The organism is Gimesia benthica (assembly GCF_009720525.1).
GTDB lineage: Bacteria > Planctomycetota > Planctomycetia > Planctomycetales > Planctomycetaceae > Gimesia > Gimesia benthica.
The window spans coordinates 4,640,075-4,663,578 of sequence record NZ_CP043930.1; the positions used below are offsets into that span (position 1 = coordinate 4,640,075).

Annotated in this window: 19 protein-coding genes, 1 tRNA gene and 1 pseudogene; 12 read left to right on the plus strand and 9 right to left on the minus strand. The window is 51.5% G+C overall.

Going from position 1 to position 23,504, the window contains the following annotated elements; translation table 11 throughout:
• Positions 1–159: 159 nt before the first annotated feature.
• From F1728_RS18000 to F1728_RS18010, 3 genes are read left to right on the plus strand one after another with little or no spacing between them, the layout of a single operon-like run.
• Positions 160–1,557, plus strand: a complete 1,398-nt coding sequence (locus tag F1728_RS18000; RefSeq protein ID WP_228030223.1) for a sulfatase — start codon at positions 160–162, stop codon at positions 1,555–1,557.
• A 35-nt stretch (positions 1,558–1,592) separates the two neighbouring features.
• Entirely contained in the window at positions 1,593–2,213 is a 621-nt protein-coding gene (locus F1728_RS18005; RefSeq protein ID WP_155365256.1) for a MarC family protein, read from the plus strand.
• A gap of 20 nt (positions 2,214–2,233) precedes the next feature.
• A complete protein-coding gene (locus tag F1728_RS18010; protein WP_155365257.1) occupies positions 2,234–3,835 on the plus strand; it encodes a hypothetical protein in 1,602 nt (533 codons plus the stop codon).
• On the opposite strand, the gene F1728_RS18015 is transcribed toward F1728_RS18010, so the two are convergent.
• The 3 genes and pseudogenes from F1728_RS18015 to F1728_RS31710 all read right to left on the minus strand — a co-directional run.
• Positions 3,832–4,566: an OmpA/MotB family protein gene (locus tag F1728_RS18015; RefSeq protein WP_228030224.1), complete on the minus strand. Its 735-nt coding sequence runs from the start codon at positions 4,564–4,566 to the stop codon at positions 3,832–3,834. The two genes, F1728_RS18010 and F1728_RS18015, sit on opposite strands and share 4 nt — an antisense overlap.
• 592 nt (positions 4,567–5,158) lie before the next feature.
• Entirely contained in the window at positions 5,159–5,626 is a 468-nt protein-coding gene (locus F1728_RS18020; protein WP_228030902.1) for a hypothetical protein, read from the minus strand.
• Between the two features lie 39 nt (positions 5,627–5,665).
• Positions 5,666–5,764 (minus strand): annotated as a pseudogene (locus F1728_RS31710) (prepilin-type N-terminal cleavage/methylation domain-containing protein); the annotation flags it as partial.
• Between the two features lie 253 nt (positions 5,765–6,017).
• Between F1728_RS31710 and F1728_RS18025 the strand changes: the two are divergent.
• From F1728_RS18025 to F1728_RS18055, 7 genes are all read left to right on the plus strand, one after another.
• Positions 6,018–6,200 (plus strand): hypothetical protein, encoded by a 183-nt coding sequence (locus tag F1728_RS18025; RefSeq protein WP_155365259.1) that lies wholly within the window; start codon positions 6,018–6,020, stop codon positions 6,198–6,200.
• Positions 6,201–6,275: 75 nt separating this feature from the next.
• Positions 6,276–7,409, plus strand: a complete 1,134-nt coding sequence (locus F1728_RS18030) for an HlyD family secretion protein (RefSeq protein WP_155365260.1) — start codon at positions 6,276–6,278, stop codon at positions 7,407–7,409.
• A complete protein-coding gene (locus tag F1728_RS18035) occupies positions 7,406–9,658 on the plus strand; it encodes an ABC transporter permease (protein WP_155365261.1) in 2,253 nt (750 codons plus the stop codon). Before F1728_RS18030 ends, F1728_RS18035 begins: the two co-directional genes overlap by 4 nt.
• 128 nt (positions 9,659–9,786) lie before the next feature.
• Positions 9,787–10,719 (plus strand): fumarylacetoacetate hydrolase family protein, encoded by a 933-nt coding sequence (locus F1728_RS18040; protein ID WP_155365262.1) that lies wholly within the window; start codon positions 9,787–9,789, stop codon positions 10,717–10,719.
• 326 nt (positions 10,720–11,045) lie between these two features.
• Positions 11,046–11,336 (plus strand): hypothetical protein, encoded by a 291-nt coding sequence (locus tag F1728_RS31315; protein WP_194242423.1) that lies wholly within the window; start codon positions 11,046–11,048, stop codon positions 11,334–11,336.
• 489 nt (positions 11,337–11,825) lie between these two features.
• Positions 11,826–12,218 (plus strand): hypothetical protein, encoded by a 393-nt coding sequence (locus F1728_RS18050; RefSeq protein WP_194242424.1) that lies wholly within the window; start codon positions 11,826–11,828, stop codon positions 12,216–12,218.
• Between the two features lie 306 nt (positions 12,219–12,524).
• A tRNA-Arg gene (locus tag F1728_RS18055) sits at positions 12,525–12,598 on the plus strand.
• Positions 12,599–12,683: 85 nt separating this feature from the next.
• Here F1728_RS18055 and F1728_RS18060 read toward each other — a convergent pair.
• The 4 genes from F1728_RS18060 to F1728_RS18075 form a co-directional block, all read right to left on the minus strand.
• Positions 12,684–13,352 carry an SGNH/GDSL hydrolase family protein gene (locus tag F1728_RS18060; RefSeq protein ID WP_155365264.1) on the minus strand — a complete coding sequence of 223 codons (669 nt, stop codon included), beginning with the start codon at positions 13,350–13,352 and terminating at the stop codon, positions 12,684–12,686.
• A gap of 362 nt (positions 13,353–13,714) precedes the next feature.
• Positions 13,715–14,794: a carboxypeptidase-like regulatory domain-containing protein gene (locus F1728_RS18065; RefSeq protein WP_155365265.1), complete on the minus strand. Its 1,080-nt coding sequence runs from the start codon at positions 14,792–14,794 to the stop codon at positions 13,715–13,717.
• 39 nt (positions 14,795–14,833) lie between these two features.
• Positions 14,834–16,999, minus strand: coding sequence for a M56 family metallopeptidase (locus F1728_RS18070; RefSeq protein WP_155365266.1), 2,166 nt, complete (start codon positions 16,997–16,999; stop codon positions 14,834–14,836).
• Positions 16,996–17,394, minus strand: a complete 399-nt coding sequence (locus tag F1728_RS18075; protein ID WP_155365267.1) for a BlaI/MecI/CopY family transcriptional regulator — start codon at positions 17,392–17,394, stop codon at positions 16,996–16,998. Before F1728_RS18075 ends, F1728_RS18070 begins: the two co-directional genes overlap by 4 nt.
• A 492-nt stretch (positions 17,395–17,886) precedes the next feature.
• On the opposite strand from F1728_RS18075, the gene F1728_RS18080 reads away from it, so the two are divergent.
• Both F1728_RS18080 and F1728_RS18085 read left to right on the plus strand, forming a co-directional pair.
• Complete coding sequence (locus F1728_RS18080; RefSeq protein WP_155365268.1) at positions 17,887–19,191, plus strand: FG-GAP repeat domain-containing protein; 1,305 nt, start codon at positions 17,887–17,889, stop codon at positions 19,189–19,191.
• Positions 19,188–20,567, plus strand: coding sequence for a tetratricopeptide repeat protein (locus F1728_RS18085; protein WP_155365269.1), 1,380 nt, complete (start codon positions 19,188–19,190; stop codon positions 20,565–20,567). The genes F1728_RS18080 and F1728_RS18085 overlap by 4 nt, the downstream gene beginning before the upstream one ends.
• A 122-nt stretch (positions 20,568–20,689) precedes the next feature.
• Here the strand turns inward: F1728_RS18085 and F1728_RS18090 are convergent, their stop codons facing one another.
• Together F1728_RS18090 and F1728_RS18095 are read right to left on the minus strand one after the other, a co-directional pair.
• Positions 20,690–21,661, minus strand: a complete 972-nt coding sequence (locus tag F1728_RS18090; RefSeq protein WP_155365270.1) for a DUF1559 domain-containing protein — start codon at positions 21,659–21,661, stop codon at positions 20,690–20,692.
• A gap of 453 nt (positions 21,662–22,114) precedes the next feature.
• Positions 22,115–23,089, minus strand: a complete 975-nt coding sequence (locus F1728_RS18095) for a DUF1559 domain-containing protein (protein ID WP_155365271.1) — start codon at positions 23,087–23,089, stop codon at positions 22,115–22,117.
• Positions 23,090–23,504 lie beyond the last annotated feature (415 nt).

Sequence of the window (23,504 nt, forward strand, 5' to 3'; positions counted from 1 at the left end):
TCCTTCGGGCTGTAAGCGAGTGATTCCATATCTGGTTCGAATTGCCAGCTAAAGGAATGACATCCGTTCGCCGGGGGTTTAGAATAAATCTGCTTCAATCCTAAACCATCGTCGTAGGAAAAACCATTCATTTCGATCTTCGTCCCAGAAGGAAATCTGATGCTTCGCTCGCTGGTTCTTACCTGCCTGTTCTGCTGGATGCTTGGTCTGCTCACGCCACTTTATGCTGCTCCTGAGAGACCAAACATTGTTCTGTTTTTCATCGACGACCTGGGCTGGCGTGACGTCGGCTACATGGGGAGTGACTTCTACGAAACACCCCATATCGACCAGCTTGCACAGGAATCAATGCGATTCTCTTCGGCTTATGCAGCAGCACCGAACTGTGCACCAAGTCGAGCCTGTCTGATGTCAGGACAATACACCCCGCGACATGGCGTTTACACAGTTGGTGATCCGGCACGCGGTAATGACCGCTATCGCAAGCTGATCCCCGCCCAGAATAATGTCGTGCTGGCAGATCGATTTGTGACGATTGCTGAGACACTTTCTCAAGCGGGGTACCAGTGCGCCAGCATCGGCAAGTGGCATCTCGGTAAGTCACCGCGTTCTCAGGGATTTCAGGTGAATATCGCCGGTAATCAGTCGGGCAGTCCGCGGGGTGGTTACTTCAGTCCCTATCGCAATCCGCAACTCTCGAATGGAGATCCGGGGGAATACCTGACAGATCGACTGACCGCGGAAGCCTGCAGTTTCATTAAAGATAACGCGGACTCTCCCTTTTTCCTCTACCTCACACATTATGCTGTGCACACACCACTGCAGGCCAAAGAGGAATATAATAAACATTTTGAAGACAAACCTGCAGGCAAGCTGCATCAGCATGCAACGTATGCGGCGATGGTGAAAAGTATGGATGACAGTATTGGTCGTGTTCTTCAGACTCTGAAAGAACAAAAGCTGGAAGAGAACACTGTCGTTGTCTTCACTTCGGACAATGGTGGTTACGGTCCCGCGACCACGATGAAACCTCTCCGCGGTTCCAAGGGAATGTTATATGAGGGAGGCATCCGTGTGCCGCTGCTGATTAAGTGGCCCGGCGTGACACAGGCGGGAAGCTCCAGTGAAGAACCTGTGATCAATCTGGATCTCTACCCGACTTTTCTGGATCTGACGGAGATTCCGGTTCCGCAAGATTACCCGTTAGACGGCGAAAGTCTGGTCCCCCTGTTGAAAGATCCACAAAGCAGCCTGAAAAAACGGTCTCTGTTCTGGCACTTTCCGGCTTATCTGCAAAAATACCAGGGCATGCAGCAGCGATTTCGTACAACGCCAGTCTCGGTCATCCGACAGGGAGACTGGAAGCTGCTGGAGTTTTTTGAAGACGGGCATCGGGAGCTTTATAACACCCGCAGTGACATCGGCGAAACGATGAACCTGATTGACAGCCAGCCGGAAAAAGCAGCAGTTCTCACAAACGAACTGCATCGCTGGCAGAAACAGGTCAAAGCGGTAATTCCTTCCGAACCCAACCCGCATTATCAACAGGATAACTGACTCGACCCCGGGTAACAGGAAAGACATATCTTCTCATGTGGGACGACATTCTCAAGGATTTTATCTACCTCTGGGCGGTTGTCGATCCTGTGGGGAGTATTCCGGTTTTTATCGCCGTGACAGCGGGGACCAGCAGAGCGGTACAACGTAAAATCGCGTTGCGTGCCATCATTACCGCGGCACTCGTACTGATTCTGTTTATTGTCGGCGGTCAGTTGTTGCTGGAGCAGTTGGAGATTCCCCTCTCTGCATTTCAGATTGCCGGGGGACTGGTCCTCTTTCTGTTTTCCCTGACGATGATCTTTGGCGAGAGTAAACCGGAGGCGGAGATTGAAGAATCGAATCGTGCCAACTATCACCAGAATAAAGCGGTTTTTCCACTGGCGATTCCTTCAATTGCCTCCCCTGGAGCAATGATGGCAGTGGTTCTGATCACGGACAATCACCGGTTTCATGTGGGCGAACAGCTTCTCGCTACAGTAACAATGCTGGCTGTCCTGATCATCACGTACGGCTTTTTATTACTGGCCGGACCAATTCAGAAAGCGATTGGTGATGCCGGGGCGAGTATTGTGAGCCGGATCAGTGGTCTCATTCTGGCATCAGTGGCCGTCGACAGCGTATTGAGTGGAATCAAAAGCTACTTTGCTCTGTAATCAGAGATTTGGGGGAATGTATGCGATCCGCGCAGCATTGCAGCCAGATTCTGTTACCCGCGCTGGCCATGTCGGTTGGCTGGGGCTTTCGCGGGAATTACGGACATGAAGCCGGGGCGATGGTTCCGGGAGCACTGGTCGCTCTGGCCGTCTGTCTTACTTCGCACAGGCCCGAATGGTGGCAGCGGTCCACCCTGATGGCATTCCTGGGAGCGATTGGCTGGTCGTTCGGCGGGCAGATGAGTTATGGCCGCGTGATCGGCTATACCGCGGGAATGGAACTTCCGGATGTCGTCTATGGCTACGCCAGCCTGTTTCTGATTGGAGCACTCTGGGGAGGCATTGGGGCAGGAATACTGGCGCTGTCGGTTACCCTGAAACGATCCGAGCTGGAGCGTTTTACGGTTCCGCTGGTCTTTCTGTGGCTCTTCTGGCTGGCACTGGACTTCAGCGGTTTGACCTCCTGGCTGTTCGAACTCTGGAACCCGTATGATGTGGACTGGGTGGCTGCCGGGTCTGCTGCTTTGGTCAGTTTGATGCTCTACCGGGCTCGCTCGGACTTTCACGCCCCTTGTGGTTTGATGCTGCGGCTGGCGACCGGTTGGTTGCTCGGTTTTTTTCTACTGACACTCGTGCTGGGACTCCGCATGACGCCGCCCCGCGGGGATAACTGGGCCGGCTGTGTCGGTGTCTTATTGGTTCTGATATATGAACTCAGACAACAACAGAATCGGGCCGCTCTGCGCTGGTGTGGTTATGGCTTCCTGTTTGGAGGACTGGGTTTTCTGCTGGGGGATTTTGTGAACATGCTGGGGAGAGCCCAGTGGTCGATCATCGGCGCCTGGCCCGTGTTGCAGGGTCTGGATTACTGGAAATGGATGGAGCAGCTGTTCGGGCTGATTATGGGGGCCGGGATCGGCTGGGGCGCACAAACTTTCGCACGGCAACAGACCGCTGCGGGATCGGATCAGGGAGAGAATGGGCAACCTCGGCCCATCATCGCTTTGGCAGCGCCTCAGGAAGATGTGGAATCCAGGGGAATGAACTTCATCGGTTTGATCTTTCTGCTGATCGTATTACCCTGGAAGAACCTGCATAAAAATGTGTTTCGCTGGCAGGAGGCGGGCTGGGTGCCAGACGAATTTGCCGGGGTTTCCGGTATGCTCTGGTTTCTGATTGTGGGAATTCTGCTTTCGGTAGCGGTTGGCTCAGCGATCTGTCAGGCGAGGCGGCATCAGCTGGCCCTCATTCCCGGATCAAACCTAGGGAGGGCACAATGGCTGTTCCTGCTGATACTCTGGATGTCGCTCGCAGGAGATTTCTGTGGGAACCTGCCACGACTGGAGAGTCGGGCGGTATTTGTCGTACAGATCTCGTTCTGGATCACAGGTGCGCTCTGCACGATGCTGGTCGTACGAGCTCTGGAAACGGATCAGATTCTACCGAGCGTCTTCTGGCCGGCTGAGGATACACGCTGGTCGTTCAAATTGTGGACCAGGGTGGGAGTTGCTTTGGCTGTTCCGCTGCTGTGCGGAGTCATCGGCTGGCTCACCATACAGACACATGGTGAGCCATTACCGGGAAGTCATCAAAGATTTGGAGCGTCGGAAAAAGCCGACTAGTTCAACAGTGTCGGGTTCGGATCCCAGCCGGCAACGACGGCATCCGGAGCGAGCACAAAGATCTCAACACGGCGGTTTTTCTGCCGGGCGGAATCGTTGGCATTCGGTACGACCGGCTGGAACATACTGTAACCGGCGGCTCCCATGCGTTCCTGCTTGACTCCAAATTTCGAGAGTGAGAGGACGACTGAGTTAGCTCGGTTGGTAGACAGGTGCCAGTTGGTCGGATGGTGTCGCTGTGTGGCTGCTTTGGAGATCGGTTTGTCATCGGTATGACCGACAACCAGAACGTTCAGACGTTTCGCATTCCCATCGTTCATGATGGCTGCAAACTGGTTGAGGATCTCTCTGGCCGAAGGTTTGAGCTGATCGCTTCCCGAAGAAAACAGGATGTCAGAATGGAATTTACTGACGCCAGTATGCGGATCGAATTCGAAGTCAGGATATTTATCAGCCAGTTCCTGGAAGCGACGAGTGGCTTCGCCATCCAGCGGGCTGGGCTGTCCTTTGGCCTGCTTCATGAGGCTGACATAACGCTGCTGCATTTCTGAACGCTCTGCATTTAGATTGTCGAGCCGCTTATTAGCAATGTTGAGGTTCGATTCCAGCGTCTGCGCCCGCATGGCCAGCTGATCGCGTTCCTGCTGCAACAGAGATGCAGACTGCTGGAACTGATCACGCTGCATGGCCAACTCCATGTTCTGATCATAGAGCTGCTGTGAGCGATACATGCTCTGCCGTACCTGCGCGTTTGGCCCGCGATGGCAACCGACCTGAGTGATGCTGAATAAAGTTACTGCGCTAAGCAGGCATACCCGTACGAAGATGGGCATCTTAAGTGCTCCTTTATCGATCTCTGAATAGAATCACATTTGCCAGAGCGCGATTCATCGAGGCGATGTGAAATTGATCCGAGGATCGCAAACATCGGTCGACGCATCACAGTTCCTGGAAAAGCCAAGCTGATTCAAGGAAAGATGAATGGAAAAAAATCAATTTTGATGGGGTGGTAGGTTTTGAGATATGACACGTGGGGACGTGTCCCGCTGATGGCCTGAATCAGTAAAGTGAAGTGAGAGAGTTTTACTCATTCAGATGTCAGCAGAGGCGGATTTATAATGCGATTGATTTTTTCTGCCAAGACCAACTTTCCTAAAAAAGATCGCATTTTTTCAGTTTGAAAGATCTACAAAAAATTGATCTTCGTAAGTCGCGGTAGACAGACCATTAATAAAGAAAAACAGGTGAAACTTGACGCTCAAATCAAGCTCCACCTGTTTTCAGGAGAGTGTCTTCATTGTATAGCGAAAGCTAATTTCCGGCTTAGGGTTGAGCTTCCAGTCGTTTCAGATCCTGCTTCAGCAGCTCAATCGCTTCTGCCAGATTCCGGCGTGCGACCAGTGAGGCGGTGTTCTGAGACAGATCATATTTAAAGTTCTTTAAAGCTCGTTTTGCTTTCTCAATCTTTTCCTCTTTGGTCATCTCTACGTGATCGTATTCGACCAGAGTAGGGTCATGTGGCACAGTGTCATTGACTTCTGTGATGTCCTGAGTGGGAGCAGATGCCAGGGCAACTACTTTTGGGGCAGATACGGGCTCTTCACCTGTTTCTTCGGCCATCAGTTCATCTGCATGAGCTTTCTGCTGTTGTTTCAGATTGATAGCGTACATGTCCAGGATTTCCTGGAGGGAGTGTTTATAGGTTCCCGAAATTTCGGTGATTACCGGACCACCCGCGTATTCGTATTCGCGGTATACCCAATAGGGGCCCGATTTCTGTTTACTTTGCAAGGAGGCATCCTGTGCCTTCTGAATCTCTGGTAAAAGTAGTGCGATCAAAACAGCTATCGTTGCGATAGCGACCATCAATTCGATTAGTGTGAATCCTCTTCTCATTCCTCTTCTCTTAGATGATGATGTTCTCATCATCTCTCCTTATTTAACGAAAACCACAACATGCTCAACAAACAGTTACGAGCACAAACTCTTAACGCCCGGGTTTATAAGGGCACATGTTTAAGGGATTGTTTCTGTTTGATGATTATTGTGATTTGGTATTCAAGCGAATGATGTGCCAAATCTGTTTTTGTCCGAAAAAACAACATTGTCTGAGGCTCTATCCTCAATGGGTTAAAAGAGATAAGACGACTGCAGATATGGTGTGTTAAGAGGAATTTATTTTTTGAATCATCAAACTCCCGCAGTCACCATCGAGAGCTGCCCGATTCTTAAGCAGCATCAAGGGAGCTCACTGCGGTTGCTACCCTGTCGTGCTGTGATGGTTGAAAATGCGGATGTGATGATTGATACAGGGGAACTGATTCGATTCCCGGCGTTCCTTTGGAATTCTCTGCAGGCCCGCTAAGATGAATCGGACTTAAATGTATATAATGCGATCTACCTGCCAGACCTGTTCATACTTTCAAACAAGGATAGACCATTGAAGAAAATTCTGGGACTGATTGGATTGGGAGTGATTCTGATCCTGGCCCTGGTCATTAGCCAGAATCGCTATGAACCCTTAAAGGTCTCCGGGTTCATTGAGGCGGATGATATTCGACCTGGTTCCAGAGTGGGGGGGAGAGTCAAACAGGTTCTGATCGAAGAGGGACGACAGGTCTCCAGGGGGGAACTGCTGATTGAACTGGAGCCTTTTGATCTGCTGGAACGAAAGGCGGAGGCCGAAGCAGCCCTGGCGGAAGCGAAAGCATACCACAGTAAACTCGTAGCTGGCTTTCGCCCGGAGGAAATCGCTGAAGCGGCAGCAAAGGTCGATCAGCTTAAAGCTCATCTCACACAGTTGGTGAATGGACCACGTCCCCAGGAAATTGAAACGGCCGTCGCAGAACTCAGACTGGCCGATGCCCAGTTTCGACTGGCACAGGCGCAGCAGGCCCGCATCGAAACTCTGTTTGCTGAAAAAACTGCTTCCCAGGACGAACTGGATACCGCCAATACGGAATTCCAGGTGGCAGCTGCCAGAAAATCGGTCAAGGAGCAGGCACTGGAACTGCTCAAAGAGGGGACCCGCAAAGAGGAGATCGACGCAGCACGGGCAGAACTGAAGCAGGCTGAGGATGCCTGGCAGTTGATGAAAAACGGAAGTCGCCGGGAAGATATCGAACAGGCGGCGGCTGCAGTGAAAAAAACAGAAGCAACCCTGCAGACAATTGAAAAGCAGATCAACGAACTGAAAATTCTTTCGCCTGCGGATGGGGTTGTTGAAGCCGTTAATCTGGAACCAGGAGATCTGGTAGGAAGCAACGCGCCGGTCATCTCCATACTGGATCTGGATCACCTCTGGGTTCGTTGTTACGTTCCCGAAAACCATTTAGATATTCGCATCGATCAGCGGGTTAAGATCACTATCGACAGTTATCCCGATCGTGACTTTGAAGGAGTTATTTCATTCGTTTCACGTCAGGCCGAGTTCGTACCTCGCAACGTGCAGACACCCGAAGAGCGGTCCAAGCAGGTCTTTCGCGTGAAAGTCAGGCTACAGAATGAAGAACGCCTGCTCCGTCCCGGGATGGCGGCTGATGTCTGGCTGGATCAACGGGGAGACCGCTCATGAACTCGGTGATTCAGCTTGATCAGCTGACGCGTGACTTTGGTACTTTGCGGGCCGTTGATCAGGTGAGCTTTGAAGTTGAACGGGGGGCGATCTTCGGCCTGCTGGGACCGAATGGCAGCGGAAAGTCTACGATCATCCGGATGTTGTGTGGCGTTCTGGAACCAACGGGCGGCGGAGCACAGGTTCTGGGTTATGATGTGAGCACCGAAGCCGAGCTGATCAAACGCCGGATTGGCTACATGTCTCAAAGCTTCAGTCTCTACGCCGACTTGAGCGTCCGGGAGAATATCGAATTCTACGGTCGAATCTACGGGTTGAGCCCCGAGAAACTGGAACAGCGGTTTGAGGAGATCATTGAGTTGACTTCTCTGGGAGACCGACTGGATCAGCTGGCGGGGAATTTATCCGGAGGCTGGAAGCAGCGTCTGGCTCTGGGCTGTGCTCTGATTCATGAACCGGAATTGCTGTTTCTGGATGAACCGACGGCCGGGATTGACCCGGTTGCCCGCCGCGATTTGTGGGACCTGCTCTTTGAACTGGCGGGGCAGGGGGTGACCCTGTTTGTGACCACACATTACATGGATGAAGCCGAACGTTGCAGCGATGTGGGCTATATTTATAATTCGCGACTGATTGTCTGTGGAAAGCCGGAAGAGCTGAAACAGTTATCCAGCGTGACTCCCCCCGGATCGGCGCGCTGGGAAATCGATATTCCTCATCCAGCGACGTGGTTGGGTACGTATCGCGAAATGGACGGCGTGCATGACGCCACTCTGTTTGGTCAAACAATTCACGTGCTCGCGGATCAGAGTCTGACAGAACATGATTTCATTAACCGCATTCCAGAATCGCAGGGAACCGTTCAAGTCCGGCCGATTACACCTTCACTCGAAGATGTGTTTGTGACACTGAGTCGGGCCGAGGGATTGAATCACGACGAAGATACTCTCACGGGGACTGTACCGGAGGCGAACACAACGCAGCCATCCGCACCACAGGCAGAGACGAGTGACGCGCTGGCTGAGCCACAACCTGCGCCTGAGAGATCACCCGGTGATACTAAAGCCCGCAGCGAGCAAACTCCCCATTTCAGGCAGAAGATGCTGGCGGGGTTCTGGGCCATTCTGGTTAAGGAATTTTCGCATATCAGACGTGAACCGTCGACGCTGCTGTTCGCCTTTGCCGTCCCGGTATTACAGACCCTGATCTTCGGCTTTGCGATCGATACCCAGATTGAAAACATACCGACGGTCATCTTTGATCTGGACGGTCGCTCCAGTGCGCGCGAGCTCCGCGAGGCGTTCGCGAACACACGCACCTTTATGATCATTGATCGCGTTTATGATCATGATGCCTTCCGTCGTGCCTTCGAGTCTGGCAGGGCCAAGGTGGGGGTCGTCATTCCGCCGGATTATTCCGATCGCCTGCTCAAGGGGGAGCAGGTCTCGGTTCAGGTATTAATTGACGGCAGCGATTCCCAGGTCGCTACGACAGCGCTCAATGCTTCCAGCCTGCTCGGATTTAATTTCTCGACCAACATTACGAAGCAGTTTGCCGAAACACTGAATGTAGTGCCCTCCCGCGATGCCGAAGGGAAGGTCGCGCTCCCGGTGGAGATCCGGCCGCGGTTGCTCTACAATCCGGACCTGGATAGCTCACATTTCTTCGTGCCTGGTCTGGTTGGAATTATTCTGCAACTGGTGACCCTGTTCCTGACTTCGTTTGCCATCGTCCGCGAACGGGAACTGGGGACCCTGGAGCAACTGTTCGTGACGCCGGTCAGCAAGTCTGGTTTGATGCTGGGAAAACTGGTCCCCTATGCGATGATCGGATTTGTGGAAACCCTGATTGTGTTGACCGTGATGGTGTTCCTGTTCGGAGTGCCGATACATGGTAATCTCTGGGAACTGCTAACACTTTCGCTGCTGTTCCTGATTTGTGGCCTCGGGCTGGGGATGCTGGTCTCCACCATCGCGCAGACGCAGTTACAGGCGGTGCAGTTTGCGTTTCTGATTATGCTGCCTTCGGTGCTGCTCTCGGGATTCATGTTCCCCCGTTCCCAGATGCCGCTGCCGATTTACCTGTTTACCTTCATCATTCCCGTAACTTATTTCCTGGAGATTTTGAGAGGCATTGTTCTGCGGGGGGCGGGGATCACGGATCTGCTCCCTTACGTCACCGGGCTCAGTCTCTGTTGCGTGGTGATCCTGGCTGTGAGTTTAAAGAGATTTCAGAAGCAGCTAACATAAACGTTCCTGCAAACTGGTCTTTCTTGCCGCAGACGTTAGCATGAACAGGGAGAGACTCATTCAGGAATTCGTTCCGTCATCAAGACTGACCCACCGATTTGCAGATCCCCATCAGGAGTTGAAAGACCATGAGACTGTGTCGCTATCAGTTAGATAACCAGATTGCCTGCGGTTTTTATACAGAAGATTCCGTTCTGCCCCTGAGTGCTGCAGCGGACCTGGCGGGCGTCGAGATTGATGAATCTGAGGGACTGATTCCCTTTCTCCCCGGCGGGGCACAGCGGGAAACGATCCTGGTGATCGAGCAGCAGTTGAAGCAGTCCATGGATGAAGAACTCTTTCCGATGTCGATCATGCTGGAAGATGTGCAGTTGCTCGTGCCCGTGCCTGAGCCTTCCAAGCTGCTGCTTCTGGCTGGAAATTATTCAAAACACATCGAAGAAGGGGGCGGCAAAGCCGAAGAGCGTCAGAAGACGTTCCCCTATGTGTTCATGAAGCCTCCAACGACGACTCTCACTCATCCTGGACAGCCGGTGAAAATTCCTTCTGTCTCACCCGATCATATTGACTGGGAACTGGAACTGGGCATTGTGATTGGAAAATCCTGTAAGGGAGTATCAGAAGCAGAGGCCCTCGATTACGTGGCCGGCTATACCGTGATCAATGATATCTCCGACCGCAAATTCCGTCCCAACCCGGAGCGGACCCAGCGGGAAAAGGACGGTTTCTTCGACTGGTTACACGGTAAGTGGCACGATACCTTCTGCCCGATGGGGCCCTGTGTCACTCCGGCCTGTGATATTGAGGATCCTCAACAGCTCAAAATGAAACTCTCCGTCAACGGAGAGGTGGAGCAGGATTCATCTACCGCAGAGATGATCTTTCCCGTAGCAGCGATCGTTGAATTTATTTCCAGCTTTGTACAACTGGAACCGGGTGATGTTATTTCCACCGGAACGCCCAGCGGCGTTGGTGCCTCGAAGAATAAATTCCTCAAACCTGGGGATGAGATGCAAGCTGAGATTGAAGAAATCGGTGTCCTGCAAAACCCTGTTGTTTAAATGCAGGTTCTTGCAGAGAACGGGAGCTGTCCACCCATCAATCAGTAAGACCGGCCGGTGGGCGGCTTTATTGTTCTCTTTTCGACCACACTTTTTTCAATTCTACAACAGTTTCAAGTAGTGGCTCTGCACGGACTTGAGTAAAAAACTCTCTTTAAGCCGAATCTCTGTCATGGTTTAGGCGATTGATCGTCAAATTCTACGCAAATGGCACAGCTATTGCGTTTTTCCTCTGATAAGACAGTCAAAAATTTTTTGACTTCTGGTTTCATTCAAACAGGGATGAAGTCAGGCAACAACAGGGTTCTTATCAAGGAGACAAGACCATGAAACGTGCACTGACCGTCGCCCTGCTCGTGAGTAGTGTATTTTTACTCGGGGCCACACACACAACCGAGGCAAGGCCACCTGCCTGGAAACAGGCTCGCAAAAGCTATCGTCAATTTGAGCGAAATTACCGTCACGCAAGGCGGGATTATCAACGTTCATACAATCGATACCGAAACCATTACCGCCGACATCACCGTAGATACAACCATGGTAGTTATTATCGTGGATACCGCGGTTACCGGGGCGGTTATTATTCACCCGGTTTCGGTTTCTATTATGGATGGTAATCCATATTTATAATAGATCCGCCCTGATCAGGTTTTAGCTGATCTTGTCGGGCCGGTTCCTGTCTGACAGGTTCAATTTGGCAAATATTCTCAAGTCTTTCATTCATCTGGTTCGGCCCGATCATTTGAATGGGAGGCTTGTTTTTTTATACCCACTCGATCGGCAGTTTCTGCCGGAATGGCCAGGTTGACTGGCATCAGATTGATCTCGGCTGTTGCAAGACTGAGACGCTTTTTTTCGACCCGTCGCTGGTGCCAGAATTTGTCGTTTTTCTAAGTCCCAATAAAAAAAGAGGTTAAGGGTGGACAGTTATTGTTTGGGATTTTGGCACACTTATAGCGATTTTCAGAATCAGAGCAGGCGGACAAGTATGTAATGAGTGAAGGATTCTCAACCGTTCTGCAACCGAGTGCCAGACAAATAGCGAGGATGCTGATTCCAACTCGTCTGTGACACTCAGATGGTTCATTTTTCCAAGGAGCGAAACGATGCAAAAGAGCACAGATACGGTTGATGCAGGCAAAACAGCTACTCCCAAAAAGCGTAAAGGACTGAAGCTGGCACTGTGTATGGGGCTGGTACTTGGCGGTACGTTTTTACTGATGCCGACCCAACAGGCTGAAGCAGGCCACGGATGCTATTCCGGTTACGGATACGGTGGTTACGGTTATTCTTATCCCAGTTACGGATACCGCGGTTACTATAATTCTTATCCCCGCTATGGATCGGGCGGCTTTTACTACAGCAGTCCTTCCTTCGGGATCGGAATTTACAGTGGTAGCGGCTACCGGGGCGGATACTATGGCGGATATCGCGGTGGGTACCGAAGCGGATACCGTGGTCACGGACATCGCGGTCATCACCATCACGGTCATCACTAAGGTTGATGCTGATAATTCTATCAGTATCACAGCATCTCTCAGTGAGAGCAGGCTCTGTTTCCAGGGAACAGAGCCTTTTTTCTTGCGCGGTCGGGAACCTGACCTGACTGAGACCTGTCTCATATCAACAGGCGCTGATCGTCAAATGGATTGATTCGAGCCCGAAAAACCGTCAAAAAGCATACTGTGGGAGCGATTCCACTCCCAAAACCGGGGATGAGCTGCCAAAAAGATTCAAATGCAGCTTCCGAAACGCTTTAAAACGGAGAACGGGCTCGCTAAAATACCCTTTCCCAATCGGGACGGGCACCCCTAGCTCAATTGGATAGAGCATCGGTTTACGAAACCGAAGGTTGCAGGTTCGAACCCTGCGGGGTGTACTTATTATCTTCTCATGAGATAATCGCTTACAAATGACAGGCCTTCGTCACTCTGACGAAGGCCTTTTGCGTTTCCGGGGGCTTTCTACGGTTTCGCCGCTTTCACGATGGCATCTGCGATCGCCTGCATTCCCTGGTCGCCCGGATGGGCTGCCACACCTGCGTGTTCAAATTTTCGCTCCGCGCGGGCATAATTCGCTTCATTTTTACCCAGTTTGCTGATATCGACAAAGGTGCCGCCGGCCTGTGTGCAGGCTGCTTTCAATGCCGTGTCTTTGGCGGGATTTGACCAGAAGCTGCTGCGGACAATGATCGTGGGCTGACTCTCTGACTGCACCAGTTTCAGCAGCTCATCTACACTGCTTTTGAAGCGGGCCTGTTCCGCATCTGATTTCAACTGCGGAACATTTTCACCAATCGCGAGGATCACCAGGTCCGGTTTGAATGAGAACGCATCCTGCAGGTGTTCCTTGAGATTGTAGTCTGCATAGTTTCTTTCAAACGTGGCGATGTTTTTCACCATCGTTTGCGGTTTTTCGGACGGAGACTTCGTCAGTGCTTTGGTCACTAGATGCACATAGTCTTTCTCGGGACCGCTGGCCGCCATTCCCCAGTTGCCCTTCCAGCCAATTTTGGGAGCAGGACCATGCAGAGTAATACTGTTCCCCAGAAACAGGATTCTCTGGAACTGCTTTGCAGGCTTTAATTCTTCCGCTTGAGCAGGCTGAATTAGAAAGCAACTTACAATCATCATGGACCAGACCAGAGGACATTGTTTGAAAGAGAGAGGGTGATTTCTGAGCAAACGCATTTTGTTCATAGTTATTCCTGTGAGTTCAATCGGGGCGAGTGGCGTGATTACAATCAGTTGAAGCTCTTCAACCGCTCCCAGCTGAAGTGCAGCGACTGCAGTAAACAATATGCTACTTGTGAGATGGCTTCAATCTAATTGATGCCGGTGTTCAGGGATTACTTCTGACCGCGTGAGCGATTGCGCATCAATTCCAGTTGTTGAGACTGCTGGCGGGAAAGGGGACCGAGGCTGATCTCACGTACTTCTTCTGGTAACAGGCTGACAGAAACACCTGCCAGTCCAATGCTGCCCCCCTTTTCGTTTTAAAAAACGCGCGAGATCAATGTCTGATTGATGGGAGGGATGTGGTGATAAGCGAACTGTTGTTTTTGCGCCTCCGCAGGCAGGTCACTCCAGTATTGATTGATGGAGATTTCGGGCCAGCCTGCGCGGGCATCGACGCGGGTGCTCAGATTGACGGTCTGGGTTTCTTCCGGCACTTTGGCAAGGTTGACCTTGAGGCCAGACCAGTGCAGGAGTTTGATCTCATTTTGAGATGCAAAATATTCATTACTGTCAAATTTGAAACCCTGTTCCGGATGCAGGGCCATGATGTAGTATTTCTCTCCTGCCGGCGGGTAAAGCGTGAACTCTCCCTGGGAATTTGAGCGAGTCATCCTGTGCTCGATCGGGTTGCGAATACGTCCCTGAACGAGCGCCATTTCGTAAGTCTTATAAGAGATTGATTCGGGCACGGAAGTGATCAATACGACTTCGGCATCGGCAACTGGTTTGCCATTGAGATCCACAATCCGTCCGGTCAGTTTATCAGCTGGATCAGGTTGCAGGTCTGCCTCTGTCTGGATGTGGTCGTAGTAATAATCAGCCCGTGCTGAAAGAGACCCCTGGCTGAACCCATGAAACTGAAATCCCTTACGTAATACCCGGCTCCTGAATTTTAAAAAATCTTCCATTCGCCTGGCAGCCATGGCGCCACGGGTAACGTAAAAGGTGGGCTGTACTTTCGAAGGATTTTTCAACTCGGCAAACTTCGTATTTAATTCATCCCAGGTGATCGGCTGCCGACCGTTGAGCAAGATCAGATGTTGCGCGATCACAACGGGGAATTTCTCAATCGCTGGTTGGGCGTCTGTCGTTTCTTCATTAGTGGAATCACGTTGAGCCAGCTCAAAATTCACTTGAGTCTCACCATTCGGGTTGATCTGCACGCCCTGCCTGGGCCCTTTGTGATACTGCAGGATGACTTCCACTTTCTGAGGAATGCCTGCCGGGTCAAGATCGATGGCGAGACCCGGGAACAGGGCCTTTCCTCCTGATTCCATGACCTTGATGGGAACATCCGCGCCAATCAATTCTGTATACCGCGACTTGTCTTCTGGCACACAGACGACTCTCTGGCGAACGGCGACTTTCGAATCATTTTAAATGGAATACTTTTCAATGAAGTCTTTGGAAAACGTGATGCGCAGGTCCCGCCGATCGGGAATCACAAATTCCTGATCCTGTCCTGCCTGGATGTTTTGCACGATCGCCCGCCGTCCATCGGGGGCCTCGATGACAAACAGGTATTGGGCATCCGTTGTCATCTCTGTCAATTCATACCGACCCGTCTGGTCTGTCTTCGTTAAGGGGCTGCCCCAGTAGGTGCCTCTGCCAGATCCGGAATAGGAGTTGGGGCGCTGGCCGCCAAACTGATGCTTGAGATAGAGTGTTACGCCCGCGATCGGCTGGCCCGCTTCGTCCAGAATCCGCCCCGTCGTTTTCTGGCTGGGTTTCAGAGTGATCGTGCTGATGCCGTCTGTTTTGACGGGAAGTTTCTTCGACTGACTGGTCTCGTATCCGGGGGCCGAGACTTTGATATCATACGCGGTGTCTGCCAGATGGATCAGTTGAACGTTTCCCTGCTCATTTGACTGTAGGGGATAATTTGGTCCACCTGCTGAGCCACCCCAGGTCGGGTGAATCACTATGGTTGCACCTGGGATCGGCTCCCCCTGCTCATTGTGGATTTTGAGTTGATGTGCATGTCCGGGTTTGAGGACCATCTTCAAATCAGCGCGGGAAACGCCCGCTTTCAGGGCCCCGACATCCAGGAGAACCGGGGCATATTGCTCGGGATGATAAAAGAGTACCAGAGGTCCCTCGGGGAACAATCCTTCAAAGGTGTCTGTAAAGTAGCCCACCGTTCCATAAACACCTGGGCTCCTATGCACGAGCAGGCCCTTTGATTCAGCAGGAGATCCATCTTCTAGCAGGATTTTGCCAGAGACCTTAACCCGCTCCATTGACTGCTTTGGGCGGTTCTTTTCCGATGTGAAAGATGATTTTTCTTCCAAGAGTTCAGTACGGTTCTCTGGCTTTCTATTCTCAATTGATTGTGCTGAGTTCCCTGAAGACAAGTTGGCTGAGCCTGTCTGACCGGGGGCTGTTTGAATTGCCCAGATCGTCGAAATGGAGCAGAGAAGTAGAGTCAGTGAAATACAGATCAAACCTCTGGAAAGCCGGAACGGTTCAGACAATGGCTCCCCGAACAGTCGGGCGACACGCCGACGAACTTCAGAGGGTGAGGCACCACTGACGGCCAGGGAAGCCAGATCTGCGGTCTGGGGATGTTGGGGTTGAGCCAGTTCCAGAACGCGGAGTAAGGCACTCGCATAATTGACTCGCTGGGCGTGCTGATCACAAGGCTCATGATTGCAGGACATTTCATCACAACAGAACTCACGCAGTACGTTGATTTTGCGATTCACATACCAGAGACCGGGGTTGAAAAACAGGATGGTCTCCGCCAGACGCTGTAAGAGATTGATCCACATGTCCCAGCGTCGGATGTGCGCCAGTTCGTGTGTCAGAATCAGTTCCAGCTCGGCCGGGCTGAGGCCACTCAGCATGGAAGTGGGCAGCAGAATCAATGGGCGGAAGAGTCCAACGATAGTCGGCACGATGAGTTCTTTCGTCTCTGCAATCCGGGGAGCCAGTTTGAGAGACCAGCGGGAGGCGAGCGTGCTGACGATTTCTATCAGAGGGCCTTCCGTCAGTTGTATCGCGTGCGAGCTCAAGCGGTTCACCTGCAGCATGGATCTCAACAAGCGGAACAGCATGATGCTGACTCCCAACAGATAGCCGCCGGCGATCCAGGGCAGGTAACGGTTCCAGTTCCACTGAGAAATGAATGAACCTGTCTGTTGCTCGGGCAGGGGAGAGAACCGTTGCGCTGTTTCCTTTGATTGAATGTCGGGCGCTAGTGCTGTCGCGGAGAGGGCAGGCGTAAAAGTGTGGTCACCTGGTTTCTCTGCAGGCGTCACTGTCGGGACAGGAGTCGAACGGGGAGCAGTGATCAGAGTCACTGAGGAATTGACGGGTGTTGTACGGAGCATGACATAATAAAAACTGAGCGGAAGACTGGCTAGACCGATTAACAGGGCTACGAGGTGAAAACCATAACGCTTTTCGACGCGGACGCGTTTCATGAACCAGTCCGCAGTGAATACGAATAGTGCGATCACGGTCCAGATCCACAGCGAATGCAACAGTGTCAGACAGAGACAGAGACTGAAGTCCGGATGAAGAAAGAAAATGTCGTTCATTTTTCCTGCTCCCGTGCTTTGCGTGTGACGAGTTTGCGTAACTCGGTCATCTCGGTGGCATCGACATTGCTGGTTTCCAGCAGATTCAACATCATCGCTGAGGGAGAGCCATCAAACAGACGTGACAGCAGATCGTTCATGATGCCGCCGGCGACTTCCTCTTTCCGGACTTTGGGGGAAAAGTGAAATGATTTGCCTACTTTTTCCCGATTGAGAAATCCTTTATCAAACATGATATTCAGCATCGTGATCACCGAACTGTGAGCCAGTGGACGCTGGGCCTGAGTTTCCAGGCGAGCCCGTACTTCGCGCACAGGGAGCGGCGATTCGTCCCAGAGCACTTTCAGGATTTCCAGTTCCAGTTGAGTCGGGTGTTCTGAACCAGGGCGTGCCATGGTGATTGGTCCTGTGTTTGTCGTCTGGTTGAAAGGATTGATACACGGTGATATCGGAATAACATCTAAATAATTAGATGATCCTAATCGATGAGTGCTGGTTGTCAATCTTTTCTTCTAGATAATTAGATGATAGGGTGGCGTTGATGTGCAGAACCGGAGGCTTGGGCTATAGTTGGGAAAACCAGTGGGAATCTCTTTCCCCACCAATCCTCGAAGGGACTCAGGCTGGATTGATCGCAGAATCGCGGTCTGTTGCCCTGAGCAGATTTCTGCGATCTGCTCAGGGCTTTTGCAAAACGAAACCGGAGTTAAGGGGTTAGATAGACAGGTTTTAGTCAAAACTCAGCAAACTTTCAGTTTTTTCTCGTGTCTCATTCCGTTTTGTCGTAAGGACTTAATGGCGGAGTGCGCCCTCCCGTTCTAGAATAAGCCTGCAGGCGTTCCGGCCTGCCACCCTCCATTTTTCATCCACGGAATTGACGAAACTATATGTCCCAGAAAGTCACTGTTTGTCTGCTGTTGATACTGGTGGTGCTGATCCCGGTATTAACCTGGTTTTTTTTACCTGTCCTCCCCTCACTGGGGCAGGCACCGGAAGTCTTCTCAGGAGGAACATCCTATCCCGCGTCGCCGGTCGGTTGGAAACCGTTGAAGCTCGCAGCAGACCCGCCCGGGCTGCCCCTGATCACCAACGTGCAGATTGTCGATATCGACGGGGATGGTCAGAATGAAGTGCTGGCCTGTGACTCTGCCCAGAGTGTGCTCTCCGTTTTTCGATCGAATCCACAGGGGGGCTGGGATGAGGAGGTCCTGTTAAAAGATCTGGCCGCTCCCGGTCATGCGACCGTCGTCGACATCGATCAGGATGGTGACCAGGATATCATCATTTCCATACTGGGGAATCTGACCCCCGACGATCGGGTGATTGGTCGCGTCGAACTTTATGAGCGCCAAGGCGACAAATACATTAAGCACGTGATCCTGAACGATGTCCGTCGTGTGGCTGATGTGCAGCCGGGTGATTTTGATGGCGACGGTGACCTCGATCTGGCTGTCGCGGTATTCGGATATAATCGCGGTCGGGTTCTCTGGCTGGAGAACCGGGGCGATTTCAAATTTCGCGATCATGAACTCTTAAATGCTCCCGGTACCATTCATGTTCCTGTGGCCGACTATGACGGCGATGGCGACCTGGATATCGCCGCGATCGTCACTCAGGACGAAGAAGAACTCTGGGCTTTTGAAAATCTGGGTGAGGGAAAATTCAAAAAGCGGCGCTTGTGGTACACGGTCAACCTCGACCTGGGGGGCGCCGGACTTGTCAAAGCTGATCTGGATCAGGATGGGGATGAGGATCTGATTCTCCCAGCCGGTGATAATTTGGAAGACCTGGATGCTTACCCGCAACCCTATCATGGCTGTTACTGGTTCGAGAACAAGGGCAACTGGGAATTCGAGTTGAAGCGAATTTCGGATCTGGCGGGTACCTATGCGGCCGATGTTGCCGATATGGATGCTGACGGCGACCTGGATGTGGTTCTGGTGAGCATGACCAATGACTGGTACGATCCCACAACGGCCAGCGTCGTCTGGCTCGAAAATGATGGTAAGCAGAATTTCAAAACCTGGCAGATCGCCAGTGATCCCATTCACCTGGTCACCGTCGCCACAGGTGATCTGGACGGGGATGGGAAAACAGACCTGGTGGCGGGGGCCCTGAATATGAGAAAGCCGTATGAGCGGGTTGGTCGGGTTTCTGCCTGGCTGAATCAGGGACAGGAGGTGAAACCATGATCCAGATCATTCGTATGCTGTTGATTCTGCTTGTCGTGGAGACAGGTTATTGTGGATATCTTGTTGCCAAGCGGATGTCCCGTCCACTTCCCGTTCTGCCAAATGCGGAGAGTACTGATTCTCTGATTATGGAAGAATATCGCGAACTGGCCCTGGAAGCAGAGACCGGGTATGCACCGGAATGGATCAGATTAGGGCAGGCTTTTCTGGGGCAGGGGATGTATGCCTACGCCGAGAACTGTTTCGCCGAAGCAGCCCGACAGGATCCTGAGAGTGCAGTCGCTCAATCCAGCTATGCATTCTGCCTGGAACGTACTGGGCGTATGGCAGACAGCACCCTGGAATACGAAAAACTGAAAGACATGAAGGCGGACACGTCCGTTCCATTTACCAGCCCCAAACATTATCTGTATGCCATCGGCAGAAATTATCTGCGACAGGAAAAACCAGATGAAGCCGAGCAGGCTTTTCTGCAGAATACCGATTTTCAACCTGCCGATTTCCAGCGAGCCAAGCTGCTGTTGCGTTCCGGTCGGGCTGAAGAAGCGTTGTTGATCGTAGAGCGTAATTTGAAGGAATCACCTAACTCCCTCTACTTCGGCTTTTTGAAATACCTGACGCTGGAAGAACTGGGACGTGACTTCGAGGCGAAACAGGCTGCCGACCAGGTGGAGCGGGCAATGTATGTCGTTCCCTTGAATTTCAATACGGAATTCATCATGCCCTACAGCAAGCGGCTGGGAGTCTCCAGGGCTATTGAGGGTTATAACCAGATGCTGGATCGGGATGACATGGACCATCTGGCGAAGAAGCTGGACGAAGTATTTGAGATGGTGGGAGATCGCAGAACACCCCAGGTCAAAGCGACGGTGATGCGCATGATCGAAGTGGAGTTTCAGCGAAAGAATCCCGATCGCATGCTGCTGTTGTTAAAAAAATTGAATGAATTCGGCATCGAAGAACCCGATACAATTCAGTTCAAAGGGGGCGTATATATTCTGAAAGGGGATCTGAAAACAGCAGAAGAATATTTGCTGCGGGTTGCAGAGATGTCCCCTACGATTGAGATTCACGAGACGCTCGCCAATATTTACAACGAGCGGAATGAGACCGAAAAACGCGATTACCATCAGGGCAAGATGGCATTACTGGCTGCCATGATGAGTTTCCGTAATGATAATCTGGAGGTTGCTGAAGAAGCGATTCAGCAGTCGGTAGACAAGAATCCCAATGACGCTCAGGCCTGGTTTTACTTTGCCGAAATCAAACGACTCCAGAAAGACAGGCAAGTGGCCCGGGAGGCCTATGAGAAATGCCTGAAGCTGAACCCGAATCATGGTCGGGCCATCGACGAGCTTAAGCTGTTAACCCAGTAGGTTAATGATGGCGATCCGTGGTGACTCTCGGTGTGAAAGTCTTGTCTCTGATTCAGCGCATCAAAAAAGCGACTCACAATCGATGATCGTGAGTCGCCTGATCTCAAATAAAACAGAGGCGCTTAGAATTCACCAACGACTTCACCACCGCTGCGGGTGACGAGTTGATAGTAGGTCGAGGTAGAGCTGCCACTACTGATGTTTTCGCTGATGAAGCGAACCTGACCGTCACACAACAGCATGTGCACGCCACCGACGTGAGCACTGGATGAGGTCCAGTCATCACCCCAGGTCGCGGCTGAACTGTTAATCAGATAAGTTGCGTTGGCTCCACCAAAGTTAGAAACATCAAAGTGGTACATCCCGGGATGCCAGGTCGACATGCTCGAAGTGTAGCGAGGGCCAACCCACAGACCACCAGACCAGTTACAGGCTGAACCACCACATCCGGTTGTACCAGAACCTTCACTTTTGGTGGTACGTTCGGAAACCAGAATGGTGTTACTGGTGCCGTCGGTGATGTCGCGGATGCGGGTCTTCGAGTTACCGAACAGAATCCCGTTCGTGGCATTTGCCGCTGAAGTTCCATGGCTGCCCAGGTAGTTGGACTTACCAAAGCTGCTCTTGTCAGTGTTGATTCCACCCATAGGGTCAGACGGACAGACATAGGCAGGCAGAACGGTTTTAGCCAGAGTACCTGCGCTGACACTCCAGTGTTCGCCGAACTGATTCGTCTGGGAGGACAACTGGTTATACAGTGGTCCCTGGTCCATGAACGGCAGAATCATAGATCCCCAACCGATGCCGTTGTTGTTGGCAGCGGTTCCGGAACCTTTGGACGCGGTAAAGTTCAAGTCGTTGTCCATGTAACCGGGAGGAAAGACGCCATGCGTCTCATGATAATTGTGTAAGGCCAGTCCGATCTGCTTCAGATTGTTCTTACAGGTACTGCGACGGGCTGCTTCACGTGCCTGTTGCACAGCGGGTAACAATAACGCGATCAAGATGGCAATGATTGCGATTACCACCAGAAGTTCGATCAGTGTGAAGCCGAGCCGCCACCGGAATCGGAGCGGGAACGTAGGTCGTCTCATACTTTACATCCTTACTAGTAACAATAAAAAATGAATGGATTCAGTTCATCCTGGGAGCCCGAAATGATAAGCTCAGCCGTGTGCAGAACTGTTGTCGTCAGAGAGAATACTCATAACTCAAACAACGTTGTGTCTGGGAAAATCCCAGTATCACAGTCAGGATGACAATGCTCTATTATTATACGGAATCGGATGCTTCTGCCAGTGTAGAATAGTCTCAACTATAGAGAATATAAGACGATAGAAGAGATGAATCAGCGGAGAGGTGGTCGCATGAATAATAGAGACGTGGACAAGTGATTTAAGAGCTGTCTCAGTGTTGGATCTGCACAGTTCTGTACGATAATTATTAAAGATAAGTAAGGATCCGTGTGAGTAATAAAAACGACCGCTTCCCTGAGAGAAGCGGCCGAGTTTTTTATCGTTCAACACCAATCCTGCATTGGATCAGGATTAAAATTCGCCGATCACTTCACCACCACTGCGGGTGTAGAGTCCTCGATAGGTTGCCAGGTCAATGTTCTCTGAGAGGAACCGAACCTGTCCATCGCCCAGCAGGAAGTGAGCACCACCCACATGCGAACTGGAGGCAGTCCAGGCGGGGCCCCAACTGATGCTGGAACCATTCAGCATGTAAACCGTACTACCACCACCATTGATGGCGACATCCAGACCTCTCAGGCTGGTGTGCCAACCAGCGGGGGAGGTGTAGTTTCGCGGACCAATCCATAAGCCACCAGCCCAGTTACAGGTTGCACCACCACAGGCTTTGACAGAACTCGGATCCGAGGCGGTAGTCCGTTCACCGACGAACAGTGTATTGCTGCTGCCATCAGTGATCGTTTTCATCCGAATTTTGGAATTGACAAAGAAAGTACCATTGCGTCCATTGGCGCCTGTAGCCGCACAGGCCAGGTAGTTCGACTTGCCATAATTACTGCAGTCTTTATTGATACCTTCCATCGGGTCAGATGGGCAGTTGTAAACCGGCAGGACCACCTTGGCAGCGGGAATTGCACTGGTTAAAGTTCCACTGTGTGTGGAGTCTAACCAGTTGTACTTGAATCCAGCGGTTTGTGTGCCGATCTGATTATACAGTGGCGCCTGATCCATGAATGGCAGAATCAGTGTTCCCCAGCCCAAGCCATTCAGGTTGGAAGTGGCAGCAGCCGGAGTATTAATGCCGGGATCGCTGTCGATATAAGCGGGCGGGAAGACACGGTGTGTTTCATGGTAGTTGTGGAGCGCCAGTCCAATTTGTTTTAGGCTGTTTTTGCAAGTGCTGCGGCGCGCCGCCTCACGTGCCTGTTGAACCGCTGGTAAGAGCAACGCGATCAGGATCGCGATAATCGCTATCACGACCAGCAATTCAATCAGCGTGAATCCCAGCTTCCACCTGAACCGGATCCCCAAAGGTAAACGTTTCATGTTCTTAATCTCTCCTGAAATATAAAAAAATCAAAACAGATCTGCATGCCTCGCGACATGAGATTGAGCTCTGTGGGATACGATGATGATTTGGGCGATTGGAATGTAATTCGAATGAACTACATCGGCGAGACCAAAACCTGCTATCTATTTCTTGTTGTCGTTATATCGTCATATTTAAACATACTTATCTGATGATAACAGATTGGCAAAGAGGACACCATAAGTTAATTAACGATGGTTAGAAAATGCGAACTGATTGGGGGCTGAAACTTCTCCCAGAGTTTAGACGCTTGAAACTGTAAAACCTGACATTGAAAAGTCAAATGACATCCCTTTCATCCATAAAAAAAGAGCCCGGCGACTGATTCTAAGTCGTCCGGACTCTTGAGTTTATGCGATTTACAGATCTGCA

Excerpts from the sequence above, each read along its gene's own strand:
- F1728_RS18000 (WP_228030223.1), top strand. The coding sequence starts at position 160 with ATGCTTCGCTCGCTGGTTCTTACCTGCCTGTTCTGCTGGATGCTTGGT.
- F1728_RS18005 (WP_155365256.1), top strand. The coding sequence starts at position 1,593 with ATGTGGGACGACATTCTCAAGGATTTTATCTACCTCTGGGCGGTTGTC.
- F1728_RS18010 (WP_155365257.1), top strand. The coding sequence starts at position 2,234 with ATGCGATCCGCGCAGCATTGCAGCCAGATTCTGTTACCCGCGCTGGCC.
- F1728_RS18015 (WP_228030224.1), bottom strand. The coding sequence starts at position 4,566 with ATGTATCGCTCACAGCAGCTCTATGATCAGAACATGGAGTTGGCCATG.
- F1728_RS18035 (WP_155365261.1), top strand. The coding sequence starts at position 7,406 with ATGAACTCGGTGATTCAGCTTGATCAGCTGACGCGTGACTTTGGTACT.
- F1728_RS18040 (WP_155365262.1), top strand. The coding sequence starts at position 9,787 with ATGAGACTGTGTCGCTATCAGTTAGATAACCAGATTGCCTGCGGTTTT.
- F1728_RS31315 (WP_194242423.1), top strand. The coding sequence starts at position 11,046 with ATGAAACGTGCACTGACCGTCGCCCTGCTCGTGAGTAGTGTATTTTTA.
- F1728_RS18050 (WP_194242424.1), top strand. The coding sequence starts at position 11,826 with ATGCAAAAGAGCACAGATACGGTTGATGCAGGCAAAACAGCTACTCCC.
- F1728_RS18060 (WP_155365264.1), bottom strand. The coding sequence starts at position 13,352 with ATGATGATTGTAAGTTGCTTTCTAATTCAGCCTGCTCAAGCGGAAGAA.
- F1728_RS18070 (WP_155365266.1), bottom strand. The coding sequence starts at position 16,999 with ATGAACGACATTTTCTTTCTTCATCCGGACTTCAGTCTCTGTCTCTGT.
- F1728_RS18075 (WP_155365267.1), bottom strand. The coding sequence starts at position 17,394 with ATGGCACGCCCTGGTTCAGAACACCCGACTCAACTGGAACTGGAAATC.
- F1728_RS18080 (WP_155365268.1), top strand. The coding sequence starts at position 17,887 with ATGTCCCAGAAAGTCACTGTTTGTCTGCTGTTGATACTGGTGGTGCTG.
- F1728_RS18085 (WP_155365269.1), top strand. The coding sequence starts at position 19,188 with ATGATCCAGATCATTCGTATGCTGTTGATTCTGCTTGTCGTGGAGACA.
- F1728_RS18090 (WP_155365270.1), bottom strand. The coding sequence starts at position 21,661 with ATGAGACGACCTACGTTCCCGCTCCGATTCCGGTGGCGGCTCGGCTTC.
- F1728_RS18095 (WP_155365271.1), bottom strand. The coding sequence starts at position 23,089 with ATGAAACGTTTACCTTTGGGGATCCGGTTCAGGTGGAAGCTGGGATTC.